The organism is Streptomyces sp. NPDC059718 (assembly GCF_042733315.1).
In the GTDB taxonomy this organism is placed as follows: Bacteria; Actinomycetota; Actinomycetes; order Streptomycetales; family Streptomycetaceae; genus Actinacidiphila.
Genome location: NZ_JBHWGA010000034.1, coordinates 7,466 through 24,886, shown reverse-complemented (window position 1 = coordinate 24,886; position 17,421 = coordinate 7,466). Strand labels below are relative to the sequence as shown.

Below are 17,421 nucleotides of genomic sequence, written 5' to 3'. Positions count from 1 at the left end.
GTGCGCTCCGTGGAAACCCTATCCGGCGGCGGGCGCGCGCGACCCCCGCATCCCGCGGTCGTCACACGATGCGATCGTCCGGTTGCGAAGCGTCACGACGGCTCCGAAGGTAGGACGAGCAAGGAGAAAACCCTCAACCGGGAGATATCTCGACATGCGCATCACCAGGATCAACTCCACCCTCATAGCGGCGGCTGTCTGCGCCTCGCTGACGATGGGCCTCACCGGCGGTGTCGCGAGTGCCCACGCCCCCACCCGGAGCACGGCCGTCGAGGTCGAGCACCTCGCCGCCCGCGCGGCGGGGACGGGCGACGCCGAACTCATCGCCAAGCTGGGTGACACGCTGTCCATCGGCGCCAAGCTCACGCAGGAAGCCCAGGTCGAAGCCCCTGACTCGGCGAAACTGGAGGAACTCCGCAGGGGTCTGGAAGAGGCGAGCCAGCAGCTGGCCTCGGTCCTCGACCAGGCTGGTGCGGTATCTCCCGGTGTCACCGACCCGTCGGCGTTCGATCCGGGCGCGCCACAACCGGGCATGGAGCCGGTCGATCCCGGCCAGCCGGGTGACCTGAGCGCCGTCGACCAGATCGGCGGGCCGGGCGACCAGGGCGCCGCGGACGCCGTCACCGACGTCAAGAACGCGCTCACCAAGCTGGTCCAGGACGTCACGGACCTGCTGGCCAAGGTGCTGGCCAAGGACCTCGCGGGTGTGACGGCCGGTGTCGCCACCGTCGTCGCCGACCTGCAGGCCCTGCTGCTGGCGGCGCCGAAGCTGCTCACGGGCGCACTGCCGCTGCCGATTACGCTGCCGATCCCCCTGAACGACCAAGGGGAGCAGCTGTCGCCCGACGCGCAGTTCGCGCCGCAGGGCGTGGCGGAACCGCAGGCTCCGTAGCGGTACCGTCCCTCACGCGTCGCGGCCCGGCCGCTCAGCCGTCGAAGTCGATGGCCTCGAGCTTCCGGGCCGCTTCGCGGTCCAGCAGGACCACCGAGGCGCACACCGCGGGCAGCCGGCCGGCCTCCGCCTCCGCCAGCAGGCGGCGGGAGGCATTGCGGTGCCGGACCATGGCGTACGTCGACACCCCCCGGCCGCGTTCACGCTGGCCGTCCAGCGCGGTCCGCAAGGGGACGTCCAGCAGCACCAGGTGCATGCCCCGCCCGCGGCGCCGGGCCTGACGGGCGACCCACGCGCGCACCCAGCGCAGGGTGCCGCAGTCGTGCAGGACGACGCTGTCGCCCGAGCGCAGCGCCCGCCACAGCCCCGCGTAGTGCGCCATTCGCACCAGGGGGCGGTAGAGGGCGTACGGCAGCAGCCGCGGCACCCGGGCCTGCCAGCGTTCCCGTACGTCCTGCGAGTCGATCAGGCGGGCACCGCCCGTCGCGCGCCGCATGAGGGTGCTCTTCCCGCCGCCCGGGAGGCCGGAGACGATCAACACGTCGCCCGCCGGGTAGCGCAGGGTGCGCACGGGCCGGCGCCCCCGCCGCAGGTCGAGGAGCCGGCGCGGCCGCACGGCCCGGCCCCCGCGGCGCGCTTCCCCGGCCCGCGCCGGTACCGGCCGGGACACGGCCGGGCCTCCGGCCGTCGCATACGCACTCTGCCACCGCACAGCTCGCCTCCGGGTCCGACGTTCAAGAAATGGTAAATCCTGTGTCTTTTCCTACCCAGAGAAACGGCGGGGTTACTACCGGATCGGAACCGGACCGGGACATCCGGGACGCGATCGCGACAACGGCAGGAGCCCGTGCAATGATGGCGGCCTCAATCTCATACCGGCCGTTCGAGGCCGCGCGGGAGAGTTTCCGCACCGCTACGGCGGGGTGGGGCGCCGAAGGAGCAAGTCCTCCCTTGAATCTCTCAGGCACAGATACCGCGCGTCCGAGGCACATCTGAAAAGCGGACGAGTCCGCCCCGGCCGACGGGGCGCCGTCCCACCCAAGGTGCAAACCGGGACTCCTCCGCTCGGAGGGTCCAGGTGAACCTCTCAGGTTCCGATGACAGATGGGGAGGGCCTGCCCGTCATGGCCCTATCCGTCGTTTCCTTGCCTTGGGAGCCCGCCCGATGAGTGAACCCCGCCGTACCGCACTGGACGCGCTGCACCGCGCCCTCGGCGCCACCATGACCGACTTCGCGGGCTGGGACATGCCGCTGCGGTACGCCAGCGAGCGCGACGAGCACACCGCCGTGCGGACCCGGGCCGGTCTCTTCGACCTGTCGCACATGGGCGAGATCACGGTCACCGGTCCGGCCGCGGGCGAGGCCCTGGACCACGCGCTGGTCGGCCACATCTCGGCGCTGGCCGTGGGCCGTGCCCGCTACACGATGATCTGTGCGCCGGACGGCGGCATCCTCGACGACCTGATCGTCTACCGCCTCGGCGACCAGGAGTACATGGTCGTCGCCAACGCCTCCAACGCCCAGGTCGTCCTGGACGCGGTGACCGAGCGCGCGGCGGGCTTCGACGCCGCCGTCCGCGACGACCGGGACGCGTACGCGCTGATCGCCGTCCAGGGTCCGGAGTCCCCCGGCATCCTGAAGTCGGTCACCGACGCAGACCTGGACGGGCTGAAGTACTACGCGGGCCTGCCCGGCACCGTCGCCGGCGTCTCCGCGCTGATCGCCCGCACGGGCTACACCGGCGAGGACGGTTTCGAGCTGTTCGTCGCCCCGGCCGACGCGGAGAAGCTGTGGCAGGCGCTGACCGAGGCGGGCGCGGACGCCGGCCTGGTGCCGTGCGGCCTGTCCTGCCGCGACACGCTGCGCCTGGAGGCGGGCATGCCGCTGTACGGGCACGAGCTGACCACCGCGCTCACCCCCTTCGACGCCGGGCTCGGCCGGGTCGTGAAGTTCGACAAGCCGGGTGACTTCGTGGGCCGGCAGGCCCTGACCGCGGCCGCCGCGAAGGCCGAGGCCGCGCCGCCGCGCAAGCTGGTCGGTCTGGTCGCGCAGGGCCGCCGGGTCCCCCGCGCGGGCTACCCGGTGGTGGCGGGCGGCGAGGTGGTCGGCGAGGTCACCTCCGGCGCCCCGTCCCCGACCCTGGGCAAGCCGATCGCCATGGCCTACGTGGACGCCGCGCACGCCGCCCCGGGCGCCGCCGGCGTGGGCGTGGACATCCGCGGTACGCATGAGCCGTACGAGGTGGTCGCCCTGCCGTTCTACAAGCGGCAGCGCTGAGGCACCGGTCACATCCGGCACAGCCGTCCCACCTGTCAAGACAGCCGTTCACCAGCACATACCGTCATCCAGGAGAATTCACGCCATGAGCAACCCTCAGCAGCTGCGGTACAGCAAGGAGCACGAGTGGGTCTCGGCCGCCGACGCGGACGGTGTGTCCTCGGTGGGCATCACCGAGCACGCGGCGAACGCCCTCGGCGATGTCGTCTACGTCCAGCTCCCGGCGGTCGGCGACACGGTCGCCGCGGGCGAGACCTGCGGTGAGCTGGAGTCGACCAAGTCGGTCAGCGACCTGTACGCCCCGGTCTCCGGCGAGGTCACCGAGGTCAACGAGGACGTCGTCAACGACCCCTCGCTGGTGAACTCGGCGGCCTTCGAGGGCGGCTGGCTGTTCAAGGTGAAGATCTCCGAGGAGCCGGCCGACCTGCTCTCCGCGGACGAGTACTCCGCCTTCACCGGCAACTGACCGCTCGGGACCTCCCGACCGCTCCGCCCTGTCCACTCCGACCTCCGGACGGATGACCCCCCTGATGTCGCTTCTCAACAGCTCACTGCACGAGCTCGACCCCGACGTCGCCGCCGCCGTCGACGCCGAACTGCACCGCCAGCAGTCCACCCTTGAGATGATCGCCTCGGAGAACTTCGCTCCGGTCGCGGTGCTCCAGGCCCAGGGCTCGGTGCTGACCAACAAGTACGCCGAGGGGTACCCCGGCCGCCGCTATTACGGCGGCTGCGAGCACGTCGACGTCGTCGAGCAGCTCGCGATCGACCGGATCAAGGCGCTCTTCGGCGCCGAGCACGCCAACGTCCAGCCGCACTCGGGCGCGCAGGCCAACGCGGCCGCGATGTTCGCGCTGCTGAACCCCGGCGACACGATCCTGGGTCTGAACCTCGCCCACGGCGGGCACCTGACCCACGGCATGAAGATCAACTTCTCCGGCAAGCTCTACGACGTGGTCGCCTACCACGTGGACGCCGAGACCGGTCAGGTCGACATGGCCGAGGTCGAGCGCCTCGCCAAGGAGTCCCGGCCGAAGCTGATCATCGCCGGCTGGTCGGCGTACCCGCGGCAGCTGGACTTCGCGGCCTTCCGGCGGATCGCCGACGAGGTCGGCGCGTACCTGATGGTCGACATGGCGCACTTCGCCGGCCTGGTGGCGGCGGGGCTGCACCCCTCCCCCGTGCCGTACGCGGACGTCGTCACCACGACCACGCACAAGACGCTGGGCGGCCCGCGCGGCGGCGTCATCCTGTCCAAGGCCGAGCTCGCCAAGAAGATCAACTCCGCGGTCTTCCCCGGCCAGCAGGGCGGCCCGCTGGAGCACGTCATCGCGGCGAAGGCGGTCGCCTTCAAGATCGCGGCGACCGAGGAGTTCAAGGACCGCCAGGTCCGCACCCTGGAGGGCGCGAAGATCCTGGCCGAGCGGCTGACGCAGCCCGACGTCACCGGGGCGGGCGTCTCGGTGCTGTCCGGCGGCACCGACGTGCACCTGGTCCTGGTCGACCTGCGCCACAGCGAGCTCGACGGACAGCAGGCCGAGGACCGGCTGCACGAGATCGGCATCACGGTCAACCGCAACGCCGTCCCGGACGACCCGCGTCCGCCGATGGTCACCTCGGGTCTGCGCATCGGCACCCCGGCGCTGGCCACCCGCGGCTTCGGCACGGAGGACTTCCGCGAGGTCGCCGACGTCATCGCCGAGGCCCTCAAGCCGGGCTTCGACGCGGAGGCCGCCAAGGCGCTCGGCGCCCGGGTCACCGCCCTGGCCGAGAAGCACCCGCTGTACCCCGGCCTGAAGTAGCGAGCGTCACCCGGTGTGCGGGGCCGGCCGCGAGGACGGTCCCGCACACTGGAGCAAGTGCGGCGCACCCACGCCGCCCACGTACCACCCCGGCGGCGACCCCGCCGGCCGCCCGCGGACAACGGGGTCCGCGAACCCGAGGAGTCATCGCACCGTGGCCATCTCCGTCTTCGACCTCTTCTCGATCGGCATAGGCCCGTCCAGCTCCCACACCGTGGGCCCGATGCGCGCCGCGCGGATGTTCGCCCAGCGGCTGAAGAACGACGACCTGCTGGCAGGCGTGGCCTCCGTGCGCGCCGAACTGTTCGGCTCGCTCGGCGCGACCGGCCACGGCCACGGCACCCCCAAGGCGGTGCTGTTGGGCCTGGAGGGCCACTCCCCCCGCACCGTCGACGTCGAGACCGCCGACGAGCGGGTCGAGCACATCCGCAGCGGCGGCCGCATCAGCCTGCTCGGCGCCCACGAGATCCCGTTCTCCGCCGCCGACGACCTGATCCTGCACCGGCGCCGCTCGCTGCCGTACCACGCCAACGGCATGACGCTCTTCGCGTACGACGAGGCCGGCGCGCCCGTGCTGGAGAAGACCTACTACTCGGTGGGCGGCGGCTTCGTCGTCGACGAGGACGCGGTCGGCGAGGACCGCATCAAGCTCGACGACACCGTGCTGAAGTACCCGTTCCGCACGGGGGACGAGCTGCTCCGGCTCACCCGGGAGACCGGTCTTTCCATCTCCGGCCTGATGCTGGAGAACGAGAAGGCCTGGCGCACCGAGGCCGAGATCCGCGCGGGCCTGCTGGAGATCTGGCAGGTCATGCAGGACTGCGTGAAGGCCGGGATGACCCGCGAGGGCATCCTCCCCGGTGGCCTCAAGGTCCGCCGCCGCGCCTCCGCGACCGCCCGCCAGCTGCGCGCCGAGGGCAACACGGTGGCGCACGCCATGGAGTGGGTGACCCTCTACGCCATGGCCGTCAACGAGGAGAACGCCGCGGGCGGCCGCGTCGTCACCGCCCCCACCAACGGCGCCGCCGGCATCATCCCGGCCGTGCTGCACTACTACGTGAACTTCGTGGCCGGGCAGTCGACGGAGGCGGAGAAGGAGGACGGCGTCGTCCGCTTCCTCCTCGCGGCGGGCGCGATCGGCATGCTCTTCAAGGAGAACGCCTCCATCTCCGGCGCCGAGGTCGGCTGCCAGGGCGAGGTCGGCTCCGCCTGCTCCATGGCCGCGGGCGGCCTCGCCGAGGTCCTCGGCGGCGGCCCGGAGAAGGTCGAGAACGCCGCCGAGATCGGCATGGAGCACAACCTCGGGCTCACCTGCGACCCCGTCGGCGGGCTCGTCCAGATCCCCTGCATCGAGCGCAACGGCATGGCCGCGGTCAAGGCCGTCACCGCCGCGCGCATGGCGATGCGCGGGGACGGGCGGCACCACGTCTCCCTCGACAAGGTCATCAAGACCATGAAGGAGACCGGGGCGGACATGAAGGTCAAGTACAAGGAGACCGCCCGCGGCGGCCTCGCGGTCAACGTCATCGAGTGCTGACGCCACCCCGGATCGCCCAAGGCGCCCCCGTGGGGGGCGTCAGCGGTACGTGAGCACCGCCCACACGCCGGTCGCGGCGACCGCGAGGGCGTAGAGGGCGACGGCGGCGCGGAGGATGCGCGTCTTCGCCGGGGCGGCCAGCCGGGTGCGGGACAGCAGCCAGGCGAGGGCGGGGAGGACGAGGACGGCGTGGAGGCTGACGCCGTGCAGGGGCTTGAGGGGGGCCGTGGAGGCGTAGGCGGCGCTCTGGTGGCCGGTGCGGGTGAGCTGGACGCCGCGGGCGATCATGGCGGCGCCGGAGAGCAGGGCGACGAGCAGGATCACGAAACCGGAGCGCAGGGCGAGGGGCATGCCGGCGGGGCCGGTGGGGCGGTGCCGGAAGGACGCGACGGCGAAGGCCGACAGGACGGCGACGAGCACGGCGCCGCCGGCCGCGAGCGTCATGGAGACGGCGGTGTCGAAGCCGGTCTCCATGTCGAGGTGCGAGGGTACGTGCCGCCACGCCTGCACGGTGATGCCGCCGACCTCGACCACGCAGTCGGCGGCGAACACGGCCAGCAGGACGGTGCGCGGGCGCGCGCCGACGTCCAGGTACGAGGTGACCCAGGCGACCGCGAGGAGGGTCAGGCCGAAGGAGAGCCCGAAGGTCGCGGGCTTGCGCCAGGACACCGGCCCGTCCCACGGGCCGCCGTCCACCGCGAGGACGGCGAGGTGGAACAGGCCCGAGAGGATCAGCAGGGCGCCGGTCGCGTGACACAGGCGGTCGGCCGTGCGGGGGCCGTCGTGCGCCCGTGCCCCGGCGGTGGGGATGGTGGTCGTCGCCATGGCCCCAGCGTGCCGGGGGCGGCATGGGCGGTCGTCGTCCGGGGGGAGGCCGGCCGGATACGTCCCCGGGAGCAGTGGTTCCCGCTCAGCGGGTGGCCGCGTGCACGATCCCCGAGGTCGCCGCGATGCGGTCGAGCAGGAACATGGTGCCGACGCTCGCCACGATCCAGCTGCAGAGGATGACGATCCCGCGGGTCAGGCCGTCGTGGTGGAAGTAGGCGATTCCGTCCATGGCACGGACGCCCACCCCGGCCGGCATGACGGAGGCCAGTGGCTCCAGCCAGCCCGGCAGGAAGTACGGCGGGAGGACGCCGCCACTGGTGGCGTTCCCGATGATGAGCATGAAGATCGAGCCCAGGAGCACTCCGGCCGGGCCGAAGACGCGGATGAGCGCGACGGTGGCGGCGGCGACCGCGCCGGCCATGAGGGTGACGACGCCGAAGATCCCGAAGAAGGAGCCGGGTATCGCGCCGAAGGCCGTACTGGCGATGAGGGTGGTGGCCAGGCCGCCGACGACGGCGAAGAGGCCGATGCTCAGGACCCGCTGGTAGAAGGAGAGCCGTGGCGCGACCTGGTAGGTCAGCTGGCCGAAGAGGAAGCCTGCCAGGATCAGCCCGAAGGATGCGTAGAAGACCGACAGCCCTCTGCTGTCACCGGACGACAGCGGCAGGATGTCGGCCACGGGGATCTTGTGGCCCTCGCCGTGCGGAACGGACGCCAGGGGGGTGAGCAGGGCGGACACCGCGGGACCGTTCGCGCCGGCGTAGACGACCTTTTGCTCGCCGTCCTCGGACAGGTAGGCCGCGTAGGCCTGCCGGTGCTCCACGGCCTGCCGGGCGGAGGCCGCGTCGGGGTACCGGTCGACCTGGAAGGCCTCGGGCGCGATGCGCTGGAGGCGGACGTCGAACAGGGCCGCCGAGTGGTCCGAGGCGACGACGGCCACCGGCAGCCGGTGCGCCGTGGGCGTGTGGAAGGCGGCGAGGAAGACGCTGACGAAGGAGAGCCCGACGACGAGCACCGTGATCACCGGGGTGATCACGGCCTTCGGGCCGGTCAGTCCCGCCCGGGCGGGCGGTGCGTCGGTCTGCGGTCCCGGGACGTGCCGGTGCCGGTGCCGCTGGTGGGACGGGGGCGGGTCCGCAGGGGGGTTCGCATCGGTGATGATCACGGTGTCCACCAGGGGGAGTCCCTCCTATAATGTAAGTTGACTTATATAAGTTAACAGACAACAGAGAGGCCCCCGGCATGCCCCTGCGCGAACCCCGCGAGCACATCGGCTACCTGATCTGGCAGCTCTCGCAGGCTTACGCGATCCGCATCGAGCAGGCGATGCGCCCGCTCCGGCTGACCCAGGCGCAGTTCAGCACCCTCATGCAACTGAGCGTCTACGGGGCCATGTCGAGTGCCGAACTGGCGCGCCGCTGCGGGGTCACACCGCAGTCCATGGGCACCGCGGTCCAGGGACTGGCCGAGCGCGGACTGGTCGAACGCAGGGCACATCCGACGCACGGCCGGATCATCGAGATCAGCGTCACCCCCGAGGGCGAGGAGCTCGCGCTCCACGCCGAGCGGGCCATCGCCCCCACGGAGGAGGAGGCCCTCTTCCCCTTCGCCCCGCACGAGCGCGAGCGGGTCCGGGCCGACCTGCAGCGGATGCTGGCGACGCTCAACCCGCACGCGCTGTCCGAGGGTGATTGAACGCTCACGTCGGCTCCAGCGCCCGCATCGCAGGCCGCCCGACCACCGGTTTCCCGGGCTGGTCAGGGCCTGGCCGATACGTAGGCCGTGCCGCCGGCGGTCTCCACGAGGACGGCGGCGACGTCGTCCGGGGCCACCGCCGCCGAGCCGTCCAGGCTGACGCCGTGGCCCTCCCCGGTCGGCGACACCACCCAGCTGCCGGCGATCTGCCGGGAGCCGTCCCGCGCCACCACGACCAGCAGGCAGTGCTCCCCCGCCGGGATGCCGCCGACCCGGGCGTGGAGCCGCACCCAGGCGGTGGCCGGGGTGAGCCGCACGGTCAACCGGGCCCCGGTGGACGGATCGGTGACCGAGGCGGTGCGGACGGGCCCCGGCGGCGGGACCGCGGCCGGCGGCCGGACCGCCTGCCCGGCCCGGTGCTCCCCGATGAGCACACCGCCCTGGAGGAGGGCGGCCGCCACCACCGCCGCCGCGACCCCGGCGGCCGCCCACCGGCGGCGCCGCGCGCCCGCGCGCTCCGCGCGCACCTGACGCAACGTCCGCTGCAGCAACAGCTCCCCGCCCTCGGGCGGGCCGTCAAGGAAGGCCTCCGGCGGTACGTCGCCCAGGGCCTGTGCCAGGGAGCGCAGTTCCCCCAGTTCGGCCGCGCAGGGCCGGCAGGACAGGACGTGCTCGTCCACGGCGCGGGCCTCCTCCTCGTTCAGCGCCCCCAGGACACGGGCGGTGAGCGCCTCCCCGTCGTGCCGCTCCCGCGCGCTCATGCCGCGACCTCCCCCATCTCGACGGGCCCCTGCCGGCAGAAGTCGCGCAGCGCCTTGAGGGCGTAGTGCGACCGGGACTTCACCGTGCCCGGGGGGATGCCCAGGGTCCTGGCCGCCTCTGCGACGCTCTGCCCACGGAAGTAGAGCGCGTACAGCACGTCGCGGTGGTCGGCGGAGAGCCGTTCCAGGGCCTCCATGACGACCACGGCGTCCACCACCGCCTCCGCGTGGTCGCGCTCCACCGGCCCGGTGGCCGTCGACTCGGCCACCTCGGTGGGACGGGCGGCCCTGGCCCGGTGCCGGTCGGTGATGATGTTGCGCGCCACGGTGAGCAGCCATCCCCGCACCGAGCCCTTGCCGTTGAGCAGCGCGTCGGGATGGCGCCAGGCGCGGATCAGCGTCTCCTGGACGACGTCCTCGGCCGCGGCGCGGTCGCCGGTGAGGCGGGTCGCGTACGCGAGCAGGGCCCTGCCGTGTTCTTCGTAGAGCGCCCTGACGAGCGCCTCGTCACTCGTGCCCCGGCTCTGCCGGGTACGGGGCCGCGTTGCCGCCATCCGCTCACTCCGTCCGCCCACCGACCGTGCCGCGGTGCCTCGAGGCAGACACGGCCCCCGCCCGGGGCGGGTTCAGGTGAGCCGCCTCACACCGCGCGGCCCGGCGTTGAACCGCCGGGCGGCGCGGGCCGTGTCTGGTCACACGCCCCCGCGTGCCCGGCCGGTCCACAGGAGGAGAGGAACGATGCGGTACAGCCCCGCGATGAGGACGGTCCGCCTGCTGGCGGCGGCCGCCCTGCTGTTCGCCGTCGCCCCGTCCCCCGGCGCCGCCGCGGACCGCTCCCCCGCCGCCCCCGTACGCCTGGTGCCGCAGGGACCGGCCACCGCCGCCGGTGCGCCCCGCCCGTCCCGTCCGTCCCGTGGCGGCGCCGGCCGGCCGCCGTACGGCGCGGCGGCGGCGGGGGCCGGCGTGGTGGTGCTGCTGGCCGGCCTCGCCGTGGGTCGCCGTCCGCTGCTGCGGGCGGTGCGACGGCGCCGGCGGGCGGCGCTCGGCCGACGGCTCGCCGCGGACACCCGAACCCCGCTGCTGGTGCGGCACGCACTGCGTGAACTGGCCCTGGCCGGACGGCCCGGCAGCCCGGTCCGGGTGCGGGGCGTGCTCGCCGAGCCCGGCCGGGTGCTGGCCACGGTCTCGGCGTGCGGGCCCGCCCCGGCGCCGTGGACGGCGCTGACCCCGACCCGCTGGGAGCGCACGGGTCCCGTACCGGCCGAGACGGCCGCCACCGGCCCGGGGCCGCTCCCCCAACTGACCAGGCTGGGCGCGGTCGGCCGGGGGCAGCTGCTGGTGAACCTCGCGCGGATCGGCGGCGTCCTCAGCGTGCTCGGGGATCCCGCCGTCGCGCGGGACGCGGTGCTCGCCCTGGTGGACGGGGTGTTGGAGGCGGCGCCCGCGGGGCGCACCGTGGTGGTCGCCGTCGGTCCCGGCGCCCGTGACCTGCCGGGGCCGCCCGCCGTGGTCCGGGTCCGGACCGCCCGTCAGATCGCCGCGCTGCGCGGCGCGGGGACGCCGCAGGTCCCGGCGGGGCTGGTCGTGCTGCTGCACCGGCCGGACACCGAGGAGGCCCGCTTGCTGGCGACGCTGGCGGGCCCGAAGGGCGGCGGCTGGACGGTCCTGACGGTCGGCCATGTCCCGGGCGCCCATTGGCGCTGGTACGCGGCGGCCGACGGAACGGTGGACGCGGGCGTGCTCGGTCACCGGGTGGTGGTGCCCGTGCGGCCCTCCGTCCGCTGCCGCCTCTGATGCCCCGGCAGAGTGGCGATACGACAGAACCACTCATAGCGTCAGATTTCAGGTGACTCGGGACGTCACCCGGAAAGCAGGTACGGCAGTCATGACACTTCGTCGGCCCCACGCGGCCGCCGTGGTCGCGGTCGTCGGCGCGCTGGGGCTGTGCGCCGTTCCCCGGGCCGAGGCCGCGCCGGGCGCGCTCGTCGTCCGGCCCGGGGAGTCCGTCCAGGCCGCGGTGGACCGGGCCCGGCCGGGCGACGTCATCGAGATCCTCCCCGGGACCTACCCGGGCAGCGTCAACGTGACCAAGCCCCGGCTGACGCTGATCGGCCACGGCACCGACACCGTCCTCACCCCGGCCGCGAGGAGCGACCAGAACGCCTGCGCCCTGGCGGGCCACGGGCTGTGCGTCACCGGAACGGAGCAGAGCGGGCTGGACGGTGTGCGGCTGATGTCGCTGTCGGTCTCCGGCTTCCGCAAGAACGGCGTCGACGCCTCGTGGACCGACGGCCTCGAGGTCGGTGACGTGACCGCCGAGGACAACGGGCACCAGGGCATCGGCGTCCAGCACTCGGTGCGGACGCTGCTGCGGGACAACGTCTCCCGGCAGAACGGCGAGTCGGGGATCTTCCTGGCCAACACCGCGGACGCGGAGGGCGGCGCGCTGGACACCGAGCGCGCCCGCATCAGCGGCAACGAGCTGACGGGCAACCGGATCGGGGTCGTGCTGCGCCGGGTGCGCAACCTGGGGGTCGTCGACAACCACATCACCGCCAACTGCGGCGGCGTCTTCGTCGTCGGGGACGAGGGCGTCCCCCGGGCCGGGGGCCTGACCGTCTCCGACAACCTCGTGGCGGCGAACAACAAGTACTGCCCGCCCAACGCCCGGCTCCCCTTCATCCAGGGTGCCGGGATCGTGCTGACGGGGGCAGAGCGGACCCTGGTGGTCCGCAACCGGGTCGTGGACAACCACGGCACCTCACCGATGTCCGGCGGGATCGTGCTCTTCCGCAGCGTGGTGGGCGCCCCCGACACCGGCAACACCGTCCGGGGCAACACGACCCTGGGCAACCGCCCGGCCGATCTGGCCGACCGTGACCAGGGCACCGCGAATGTCCTCCGTGACAACACGTGCCGCGTCTCCGAACCGAAGGGGTTGTGCGAGGAATGACCTTGACAGAAGCCACCAACGCGGACGGCACCGCGACCGCGGCGCCCGCCGAGTCCGCCACGCCGCCGGCGATGCGCCTGCGCGAGCTCGTCTTCGGCGCCGCCTGTGCCGCCGCCGTACGGGCCGCGGCCAGGCTCGGCGTGCCGGACGCGCTCGGCAAGGAGCCCTCGACCGTCGACGAGCTCGCGGCCATGGTCGGCACGGCGCCGCGCCAGTTGCGCCGGCTGCTGCTCGCCCTGGCCGCGTACGGGGTCTTCGAGCAGCAGGCGGACGGCCGCTTCGCCCACACCGAGATGTCCCGGATGCTCCGCAAGGACAGCCCGAACACCCTGCACTACATCGCGCTGTGGTGCACCGAGCCGTGGACGTGGGAGGTCTGGCCGCGGCTGGACGAGGCGGTGCGCGGCGGCCGCAACATCTTCCCGGAGGTCTTCGGCAAGGAGTTCTTCGAGTACCTCCACGACGACGCCCGCGAGAGCGCCCGGGTCTTCGACCGCGCCATGACCGCCTCCAGCCGGCAGTCCGCCGAGGACATCGCGGCGCTGCTCGACCTGTCCGGCGTCCGCTCGGTCGCCGACATCGGCGGCGGCCAGGGGCATGTGCTGGCCGCGCTGCTGGAGAAGCACCCCGAGCTGCAGGGCACGCTGCTGGACCTGCCGAAGGTCGTGGCCGGCGCCGACCCGCGGCTGCGCGAGGGCGGTCCGCTCGCCGCGCGGGCCCGGCTGGTGCCCGGGGACTGCCGGGTGGACATCCCGGTGGCCGCCGACATGTACATCATCAAGAACATCCTGGAGTGGGACGACGACAGCACGCGCCGCACGCTGCGCAACGTCGTCGCGGCGGGCGGCGCCGGCGCGAAGGTGATCGTCATCGAGAACCTCGTCGACGACACGCCGTCCATGCGCTTCACCACCGCCATGGACCTGCTCCTGCTGCTGAACGTCGGCGGCCAGAAGCACACGCGGGACAGCATGGTGAAGCTGATGACGGAGGCCGGGCTGCAGGTGGGCGAGGTGGCCCCGGTCAACGCCTACCTGCACGCCCTGCACAGCACGGTCGGCGGGGCGCGGTGACCCGCTAGCCGGTCATCTCCCCCACCAGACCGGTGGTGTGCCGGCCCGCCCGGAACTCCGGGCGGGCCAGCACCTTCCGCAGGAAGCCGGCCGTGGTGCACACACCCTCGCCGCGCACCCGCAGTTCCTCCAGGACCCGGTCCATCCGGGCCAGCGCCCGCTCCCGGTCCGGGGCCCAGACGACGGCCTTGGCGAGCAGGGAGTCGTAGTCGGGGCCGATCCGCCAGCCGGGGAAGGCATGGGTGTCCACCCGTACGAAGGGCCCGCCGGGCACCTCGAACTCCGTGAGCGGACCCGGGGTCGGCGCGAAGTTCCTAGCGGGGTCCTCGGCGTTGACCCGGCACTCGACGGCGACCCCGCGGTGCACGACGTCCTCCTGGCGCAGGGTCAGCGAATGGCCTGCGGCGACCAGGATCTGCTCACGGACCAGGTCGATCCCGGTGACCATCTCGGTGACCGGGTGCTCCACCTGGAGCCGGCAGTTGACCTCCATCAGGTGGAAGTCGCGCTCCGGGGTGAGCACGAACTCGAAGGTGCCGACGCCGGTGTAGCCGACCGCCCGGGCGCCGCGCACCGCCGCGTCGCACATCTGCGACCTCAGCCGCGCCGGCAGGTCCGGGGCGGGGGTCTCCTCGACCAGCTTCTGGTGGTGCCGCTGCACCGAGCAGTCGCGCTCGCCGAGGTGGACGACCGCGCCGTGCCGGTCGCAGAGCACCTGCACCTCCACGTGGCGGGCCCGCTCGACGTACCGCTCCAGGTAGAGCCGGTCGTCGCCGAAGACGGCGCGGGCGTGCGCCGCGGTGCGCTTGTAGGTGTCCGGCAGCCGGTCCGGATCGGTGACCACGGCCATGCCGCGCCCCCCGCCGCCCGCGACGGCCTTGAGGATCACCGGGTAACCGGTCTGCTGGGCCGCCTCCTTCGCGTCGGCGGCCCCGGCCAGCGGGCCCGTGCTGCCGGGCAGCACGGGCAGTCCGGCCTCGGCCATCAGCGCGCGGCAGGCGGCCTTGTCGCCGAGCCGGGACAGCACCTCGGGGGAGGGCCCGATGAAGGTGAGGCCGTTGGCCTCGCAGACCTCGGCGAAGTCGGGGTCCTCGGACAGGAAGCCGTAACCGGGGTGGACGGCCTGCGCGCCGGTGCGGCGGGCGGCCTCGACGACGGCGGGGATGTTGAGGTAGCTCGCCCTCGCCGGGGGCGGTCCGATGTGCACGGCCTCGTCGGCGAAGCGCACGACGGCCGAGTCGCGGTCGGCGGTGGAGTACACCGCGACCGTCCGGATGCCCAGTTCCCGGCAGGCGCGCGCGACCCGCAGCGCGATCTCGCCACGGTTGGCGACCAGGACGGTGGAGAACACCGGCCCTCACTCCCCCACCGGTATCGGCTCCAGTGCGATCAGCGGCTGCTGGAACTCGACGGGCTGCCCGTCCGGGACGACGACCTCCACGACCCGGCCGGCCACGTCCGCCTCGACGATGCTCATCATCTTCATGACCTCCAGGACGCCCACGGGCCGGCCGGGGCGGACGAGGTCGCCGACGCTCACGCACGGGCGCTCGCCGGGTTCCGGGGCGTGGTAGAAGGTGCCCACAGTGGGGGCGCAGATGTAGTGGAGCGACGTGGAGTCGCGCGCTCCGTGCGCCTGTTGCGCCTCCGGTGCGCCCTGGGCCCGGCCTGCGGAGGACGCCGGTGCCGGAGCGGGAGCCGCCGCGGGAGCGGTCGCCGGTGCCGCGGCCGGGACCGCCGCCGGAGCGGGCGCGGGGGTGTGCGCGGCGGTGTACGCGGGGGGCTGCGCCTGCGGTTGCGGCCACTCGATCTCGACCGCCGTCTGCCCGTGCCGCAGCCTGATCCGCTGCGGCGGGGTGGGCATGGAGCGGGCCAGCTCGGTGGCGCTGCGGCAGACCGCCTCCAGCACCGGGAGCGCGGCCGGCGCACTGCCGGGGGACGTTCCGTTGAGGGCCTTGCCCGCGCCCGGCGGGCGGGCCGTCCTGTCGTCGCCGTGGAGTGTCACGGTGCTGCCTCCTCCTCCAGTCGGCCGAAACGGTGGAACCGGTCGCGGCGCTCGGCCAGCAGCCGGTCGGGGGTCCAGGGACGCAGTTCGTCCAGGGCGGCCGAGAGCGCGCCGCCGACGAGGGCGGCCGCGTGGGCGTGGTCCCCGTGGGCGCCGTCGGGCGGTTCGGGGACCACACCGTCGACGATGCCGAGCCGGAGCAGATCGCGGGCGTGCAGCCGCAGGGCGGCCGCCGCCGCGGGGGCGGCGCCGGCGTCCTTCCACAGGATCGCGGCGCAGCCCTCGGGGCTGATCACGGAGTAGATGCCGTTGGCGCTGACCAGGACCCGGTCGGCGACGGCGAACGCCAGTGCGCCGCCGCTGCCGCCCTCGCCGGTGATCACGGCGACGACCGGCACGGGCAGCCGGGCCATCAGCCGCAGGTTCTCGGCGATGGCCAGGGCCTGGCCGCCGCTCTCCGCCTCCGGACCCGGGTTGGCTCCCGGGGTGTCGATCAGGGTCACCACCGGCATGCCCAGCTTGGCGGCGGTGCGCATCAGGCGGGCGGCCTTCCGGTAGCCGGCCGGGGTGGCCATGCCGAAGTGCCGCCGCCTGCGCTCCTCCAGCCCGGGGCCGCCCTTGTGGTGGCCGATCAGCATGACGGGGCTGCCGTGGAGCAGGCCAGGACCGCCGATGACGGCCGGGCAGTCGGCGGCCAGCCGGTCGCCGTGCAGTTCGTGGAAGTCCTGGAGCAGATGGGCCGCGTAGTCGGCCGCCGTGGGCCGCAGCGGGTGCCGGGCCAGCCGTACCGCCTCCCAGGCGTCCCGCTCCGGCAGTTCGTCCGCCGTGCGGACGACGCGGACCGCGGGCCCGCGGTCCGCCGCGGCGCCACCGGAGCGCAGCCGCAGCAGCCGGGCCAGCGTCGGGCGGAGCGCGGCGCGGGGGACGACGTCGTCGATGAGGCCGCGCGCGAAGAGGAACTCCGCGGTCTGGAAGCCCTCGGGGAGCCGCTGGCCGGTGGTCTGCTGGATGACGCGCGGCCCGGCGAAGCCCATCCGGGCGCCGGGCTCGGCGATGATGACGTCGGCGAGGGTCGCGTAGGAGGCGGCGACGCCGCCGTAGGTGGGGTCGGTGACCAGGGACACGACGAGGACGCCCGCCTCGTCGAGTTCGGTGAGCGCCTGGGCGGTCCTGGCCATCTGCATCAGCGACAGGGCGCCCTCCTGCATACGGGCGCCGCCGGAGGCGGTCACGAGCAGCAGGGGGACGCGCCGTCGCAGACTGCTCCGGGCGGCCCGGGTGATGAGCGAGCCGACGCCCAGGCCGAGGCTGCCGCCGAGGAAGCGGAAGTCCATCGCGGCGACCACGACCGGCTGTCCCTCGACGGTGCCGTGCACGCAGACGACGGCCTCGTCCAGGCCGGTCGCCGCGCGGGCCTCGCGCAGCCGCTCGGCGTACGGGCGGGTGTCCGCGAAGCCCAGCGGGTCGTGCTCCACCGGCCGCGGGGCCGGGCGCGCCCGCCGGGGCCCGCCGCAGGCGGGGGGCCGCCACCCCGGCGAGCCCCGGCCGGGGGGGGTCCGCCCGGGGGCCCCGCCCCCCCGGCCGCCCACCCCCCGAA

17 protein-coding genes and 2 riboswitches are annotated in these 17,421 nt (G+C 73.9%); of the genes, 9 read left to right on the top strand and 8 right to left on the bottom strand.

What is annotated here, in order from left to right:
• Positions 1 to 154 precede the first annotated feature (154 nt).
• Positions 155 to 892 carry a hypothetical protein gene (locus ACFV3E_RS31655; protein ID WP_500537775.1) on the top strand — a complete coding sequence of 246 codons (738 nt, stop codon included), beginning with the start codon at positions 155 to 157 and terminating at the stop codon, positions 890 to 892.
• Between the two features lie 34 nt (positions 893 to 926).
• Here the strand turns inward: ACFV3E_RS31655 and ACFV3E_RS31650 are convergent, their stop codons facing one another.
• Entirely contained in the window at positions 927 to 1,604 is a 678-nt protein-coding gene (locus ACFV3E_RS31650; protein WP_500537774.1) for a P-loop nucleotide/nucleoside kinase family protein, read from the bottom strand.
• 172 nt (positions 1,605 to 1,776) lie between these two features.
• A riboswitch (glycine riboswitch) is annotated at positions 1,777 to 1,878 on the top strand.
• Position 1,879: 1 nt separating this feature from the next.
• Positions 1,880 to 2,006: riboswitch (glycine riboswitch) on the top strand.
• A gap of 51 nt (positions 2,007 to 2,057) precedes the next feature.
• Between ACFV3E_RS31650 and gcvT the strand changes: the two genes are divergently transcribed.
• From gcvT to ACFV3E_RS31630, 4 genes are all read left to right on the top strand, one after another.
• Entirely contained in the window at positions 2,058 to 3,170 is a 1,113-nt protein-coding gene (gene gcvT, locus ACFV3E_RS31645; RefSeq protein WP_500537773.1) for a glycine cleavage system aminomethyltransferase GcvT, read from the top strand.
• A gap of 85 nt (positions 3,171 to 3,255) precedes the next feature.
• A complete protein-coding gene (gcvH, locus tag ACFV3E_RS31640; RefSeq protein WP_500366150.1) occupies positions 3,256 to 3,636 on the top strand; it encodes a glycine cleavage system protein GcvH in 381 nt (126 codons plus the stop codon).
• Positions 3,637 to 3,700: 64 nt separating this feature from the next.
• Entirely contained in the window at positions 3,701 to 4,972 is a 1,272-nt protein-coding gene (gene glyA, locus ACFV3E_RS31635; RefSeq protein ID WP_500537772.1) for a serine hydroxymethyltransferase, read from the top strand.
• Between the two features lie 154 nt (positions 4,973 to 5,126).
• Entirely contained in the window at positions 5,127 to 6,509 is a 1,383-nt protein-coding gene (locus ACFV3E_RS31630) for an L-serine ammonia-lyase (RefSeq protein ID WP_500537771.1), read from the top strand.
• 39 nt (positions 6,510 to 6,548) lie between these two features.
• Here the strand turns inward: ACFV3E_RS31630 and ACFV3E_RS31625 are convergent, their stop codons facing one another.
• Entirely contained in the window at positions 6,549 to 7,334 is a 786-nt protein-coding gene (locus ACFV3E_RS31625; RefSeq protein ID WP_500537770.1) for a hypothetical protein, read from the bottom strand.
• A gap of 85 nt (positions 7,335 to 7,419) precedes the next feature.
• Positions 7,420 to 8,511, bottom strand: coding sequence for a YhgE/Pip domain-containing protein (locus ACFV3E_RS31620; protein ID WP_500537769.1), 1,092 nt, complete (start codon positions 8,509 to 8,511; stop codon positions 7,420 to 7,422).
• A 68-nt stretch (positions 8,512 to 8,579) separates the two neighbouring features.
• On the opposite strand from ACFV3E_RS31620, the gene ACFV3E_RS31615 reads away from it, so the two are divergent.
• A complete protein-coding gene (locus tag ACFV3E_RS31615; protein WP_500537768.1) occupies positions 8,580 to 9,032 on the top strand; it encodes a MarR family winged helix-turn-helix transcriptional regulator in 453 nt (150 codons plus the stop codon).
• Between the two features lie 62 nt (positions 9,033 to 9,094).
• Here the strand turns inward: ACFV3E_RS31615 and ACFV3E_RS31610 are convergent, their stop codons facing one another.
• Positions 9,095 to 9,793, bottom strand: coding sequence for an anti-sigma factor family protein (locus ACFV3E_RS31610; RefSeq protein ID WP_500537767.1), 699 nt, complete (start codon positions 9,791 to 9,793; stop codon positions 9,095 to 9,097).
• Positions 9,790 to 10,347, bottom strand: a complete 558-nt coding sequence (locus ACFV3E_RS31605; RefSeq protein WP_500537766.1) for a sigma-70 family RNA polymerase sigma factor — start codon at positions 10,345 to 10,347, stop codon at positions 9,790 to 9,792. Before ACFV3E_RS31605 ends, ACFV3E_RS31610 begins: the two co-directional genes overlap by 4 nt.
• A 184-nt stretch (positions 10,348 to 10,531) precedes the next feature.
• Here ACFV3E_RS31605 and ACFV3E_RS31600 point away from each other — a divergent pair, with 184 nt between their 5' ends.
• From ACFV3E_RS31600 to ACFV3E_RS31590, 3 genes are all read left to right on the top strand, one after another.
• Complete coding sequence (locus ACFV3E_RS31600; RefSeq protein WP_500537765.1) at positions 10,532 to 11,587, top strand: hypothetical protein; 1,056 nt, start codon at positions 10,532 to 10,534, stop codon at positions 11,585 to 11,587.
• Between the two features lie 91 nt (positions 11,588 to 11,678).
• Positions 11,679 to 12,746, top strand: coding sequence for a right-handed parallel beta-helix repeat-containing protein (locus ACFV3E_RS31595; protein ID WP_500537764.1), 1,068 nt, complete (start codon positions 11,679 to 11,681; stop codon positions 12,744 to 12,746).
• Positions 12,743 to 13,819, top strand: a complete 1,077-nt coding sequence (locus ACFV3E_RS31590; RefSeq protein ID WP_500366167.1) for a methyltransferase — start codon at positions 12,743 to 12,745, stop codon at positions 13,817 to 13,819. Before ACFV3E_RS31595 ends, ACFV3E_RS31590 begins: the two co-directional genes overlap by 4 nt.
• 4 nt (positions 13,820 to 13,823) lie before the next feature.
• On the opposite strand, the gene ACFV3E_RS31585 is transcribed toward ACFV3E_RS31590, so the two are convergent.
• From ACFV3E_RS31585 to accA, 3 genes are read right to left on the bottom strand one after another with little or no spacing between them, the layout of a single operon-like run.
• Positions 13,824 to 15,170 carry an acetyl-CoA carboxylase biotin carboxylase subunit gene (locus ACFV3E_RS31585; RefSeq protein ID WP_500537763.1) on the bottom strand — a complete coding sequence of 449 codons (1,347 nt, stop codon included), beginning with the start codon at positions 15,168 to 15,170 and terminating at the stop codon, positions 13,824 to 13,826.
• A gap of 6 nt (positions 15,171 to 15,176) precedes the next feature.
• Positions 15,177 to 15,824 carry an acetyl-CoA carboxylase biotin carboxyl carrier protein gene (locus ACFV3E_RS31580; protein ID WP_500537762.1) on the bottom strand — a complete coding sequence of 216 codons (648 nt, stop codon included), beginning with the start codon at positions 15,822 to 15,824 and terminating at the stop codon, positions 15,177 to 15,179.
• Complete coding sequence (gene accA / locus ACFV3E_RS31575; RefSeq protein ID WP_500537761.1) at positions 15,821 to 17,299, bottom strand: carboxyltransferase subunit alpha; 1,479 nt, start codon at positions 17,297 to 17,299, stop codon at positions 15,821 to 15,823. Before accA ends, ACFV3E_RS31580 begins: the two co-directional genes overlap by 4 nt.
• Positions 17,300 to 17,421: the final 122 nt, after the last annotated feature.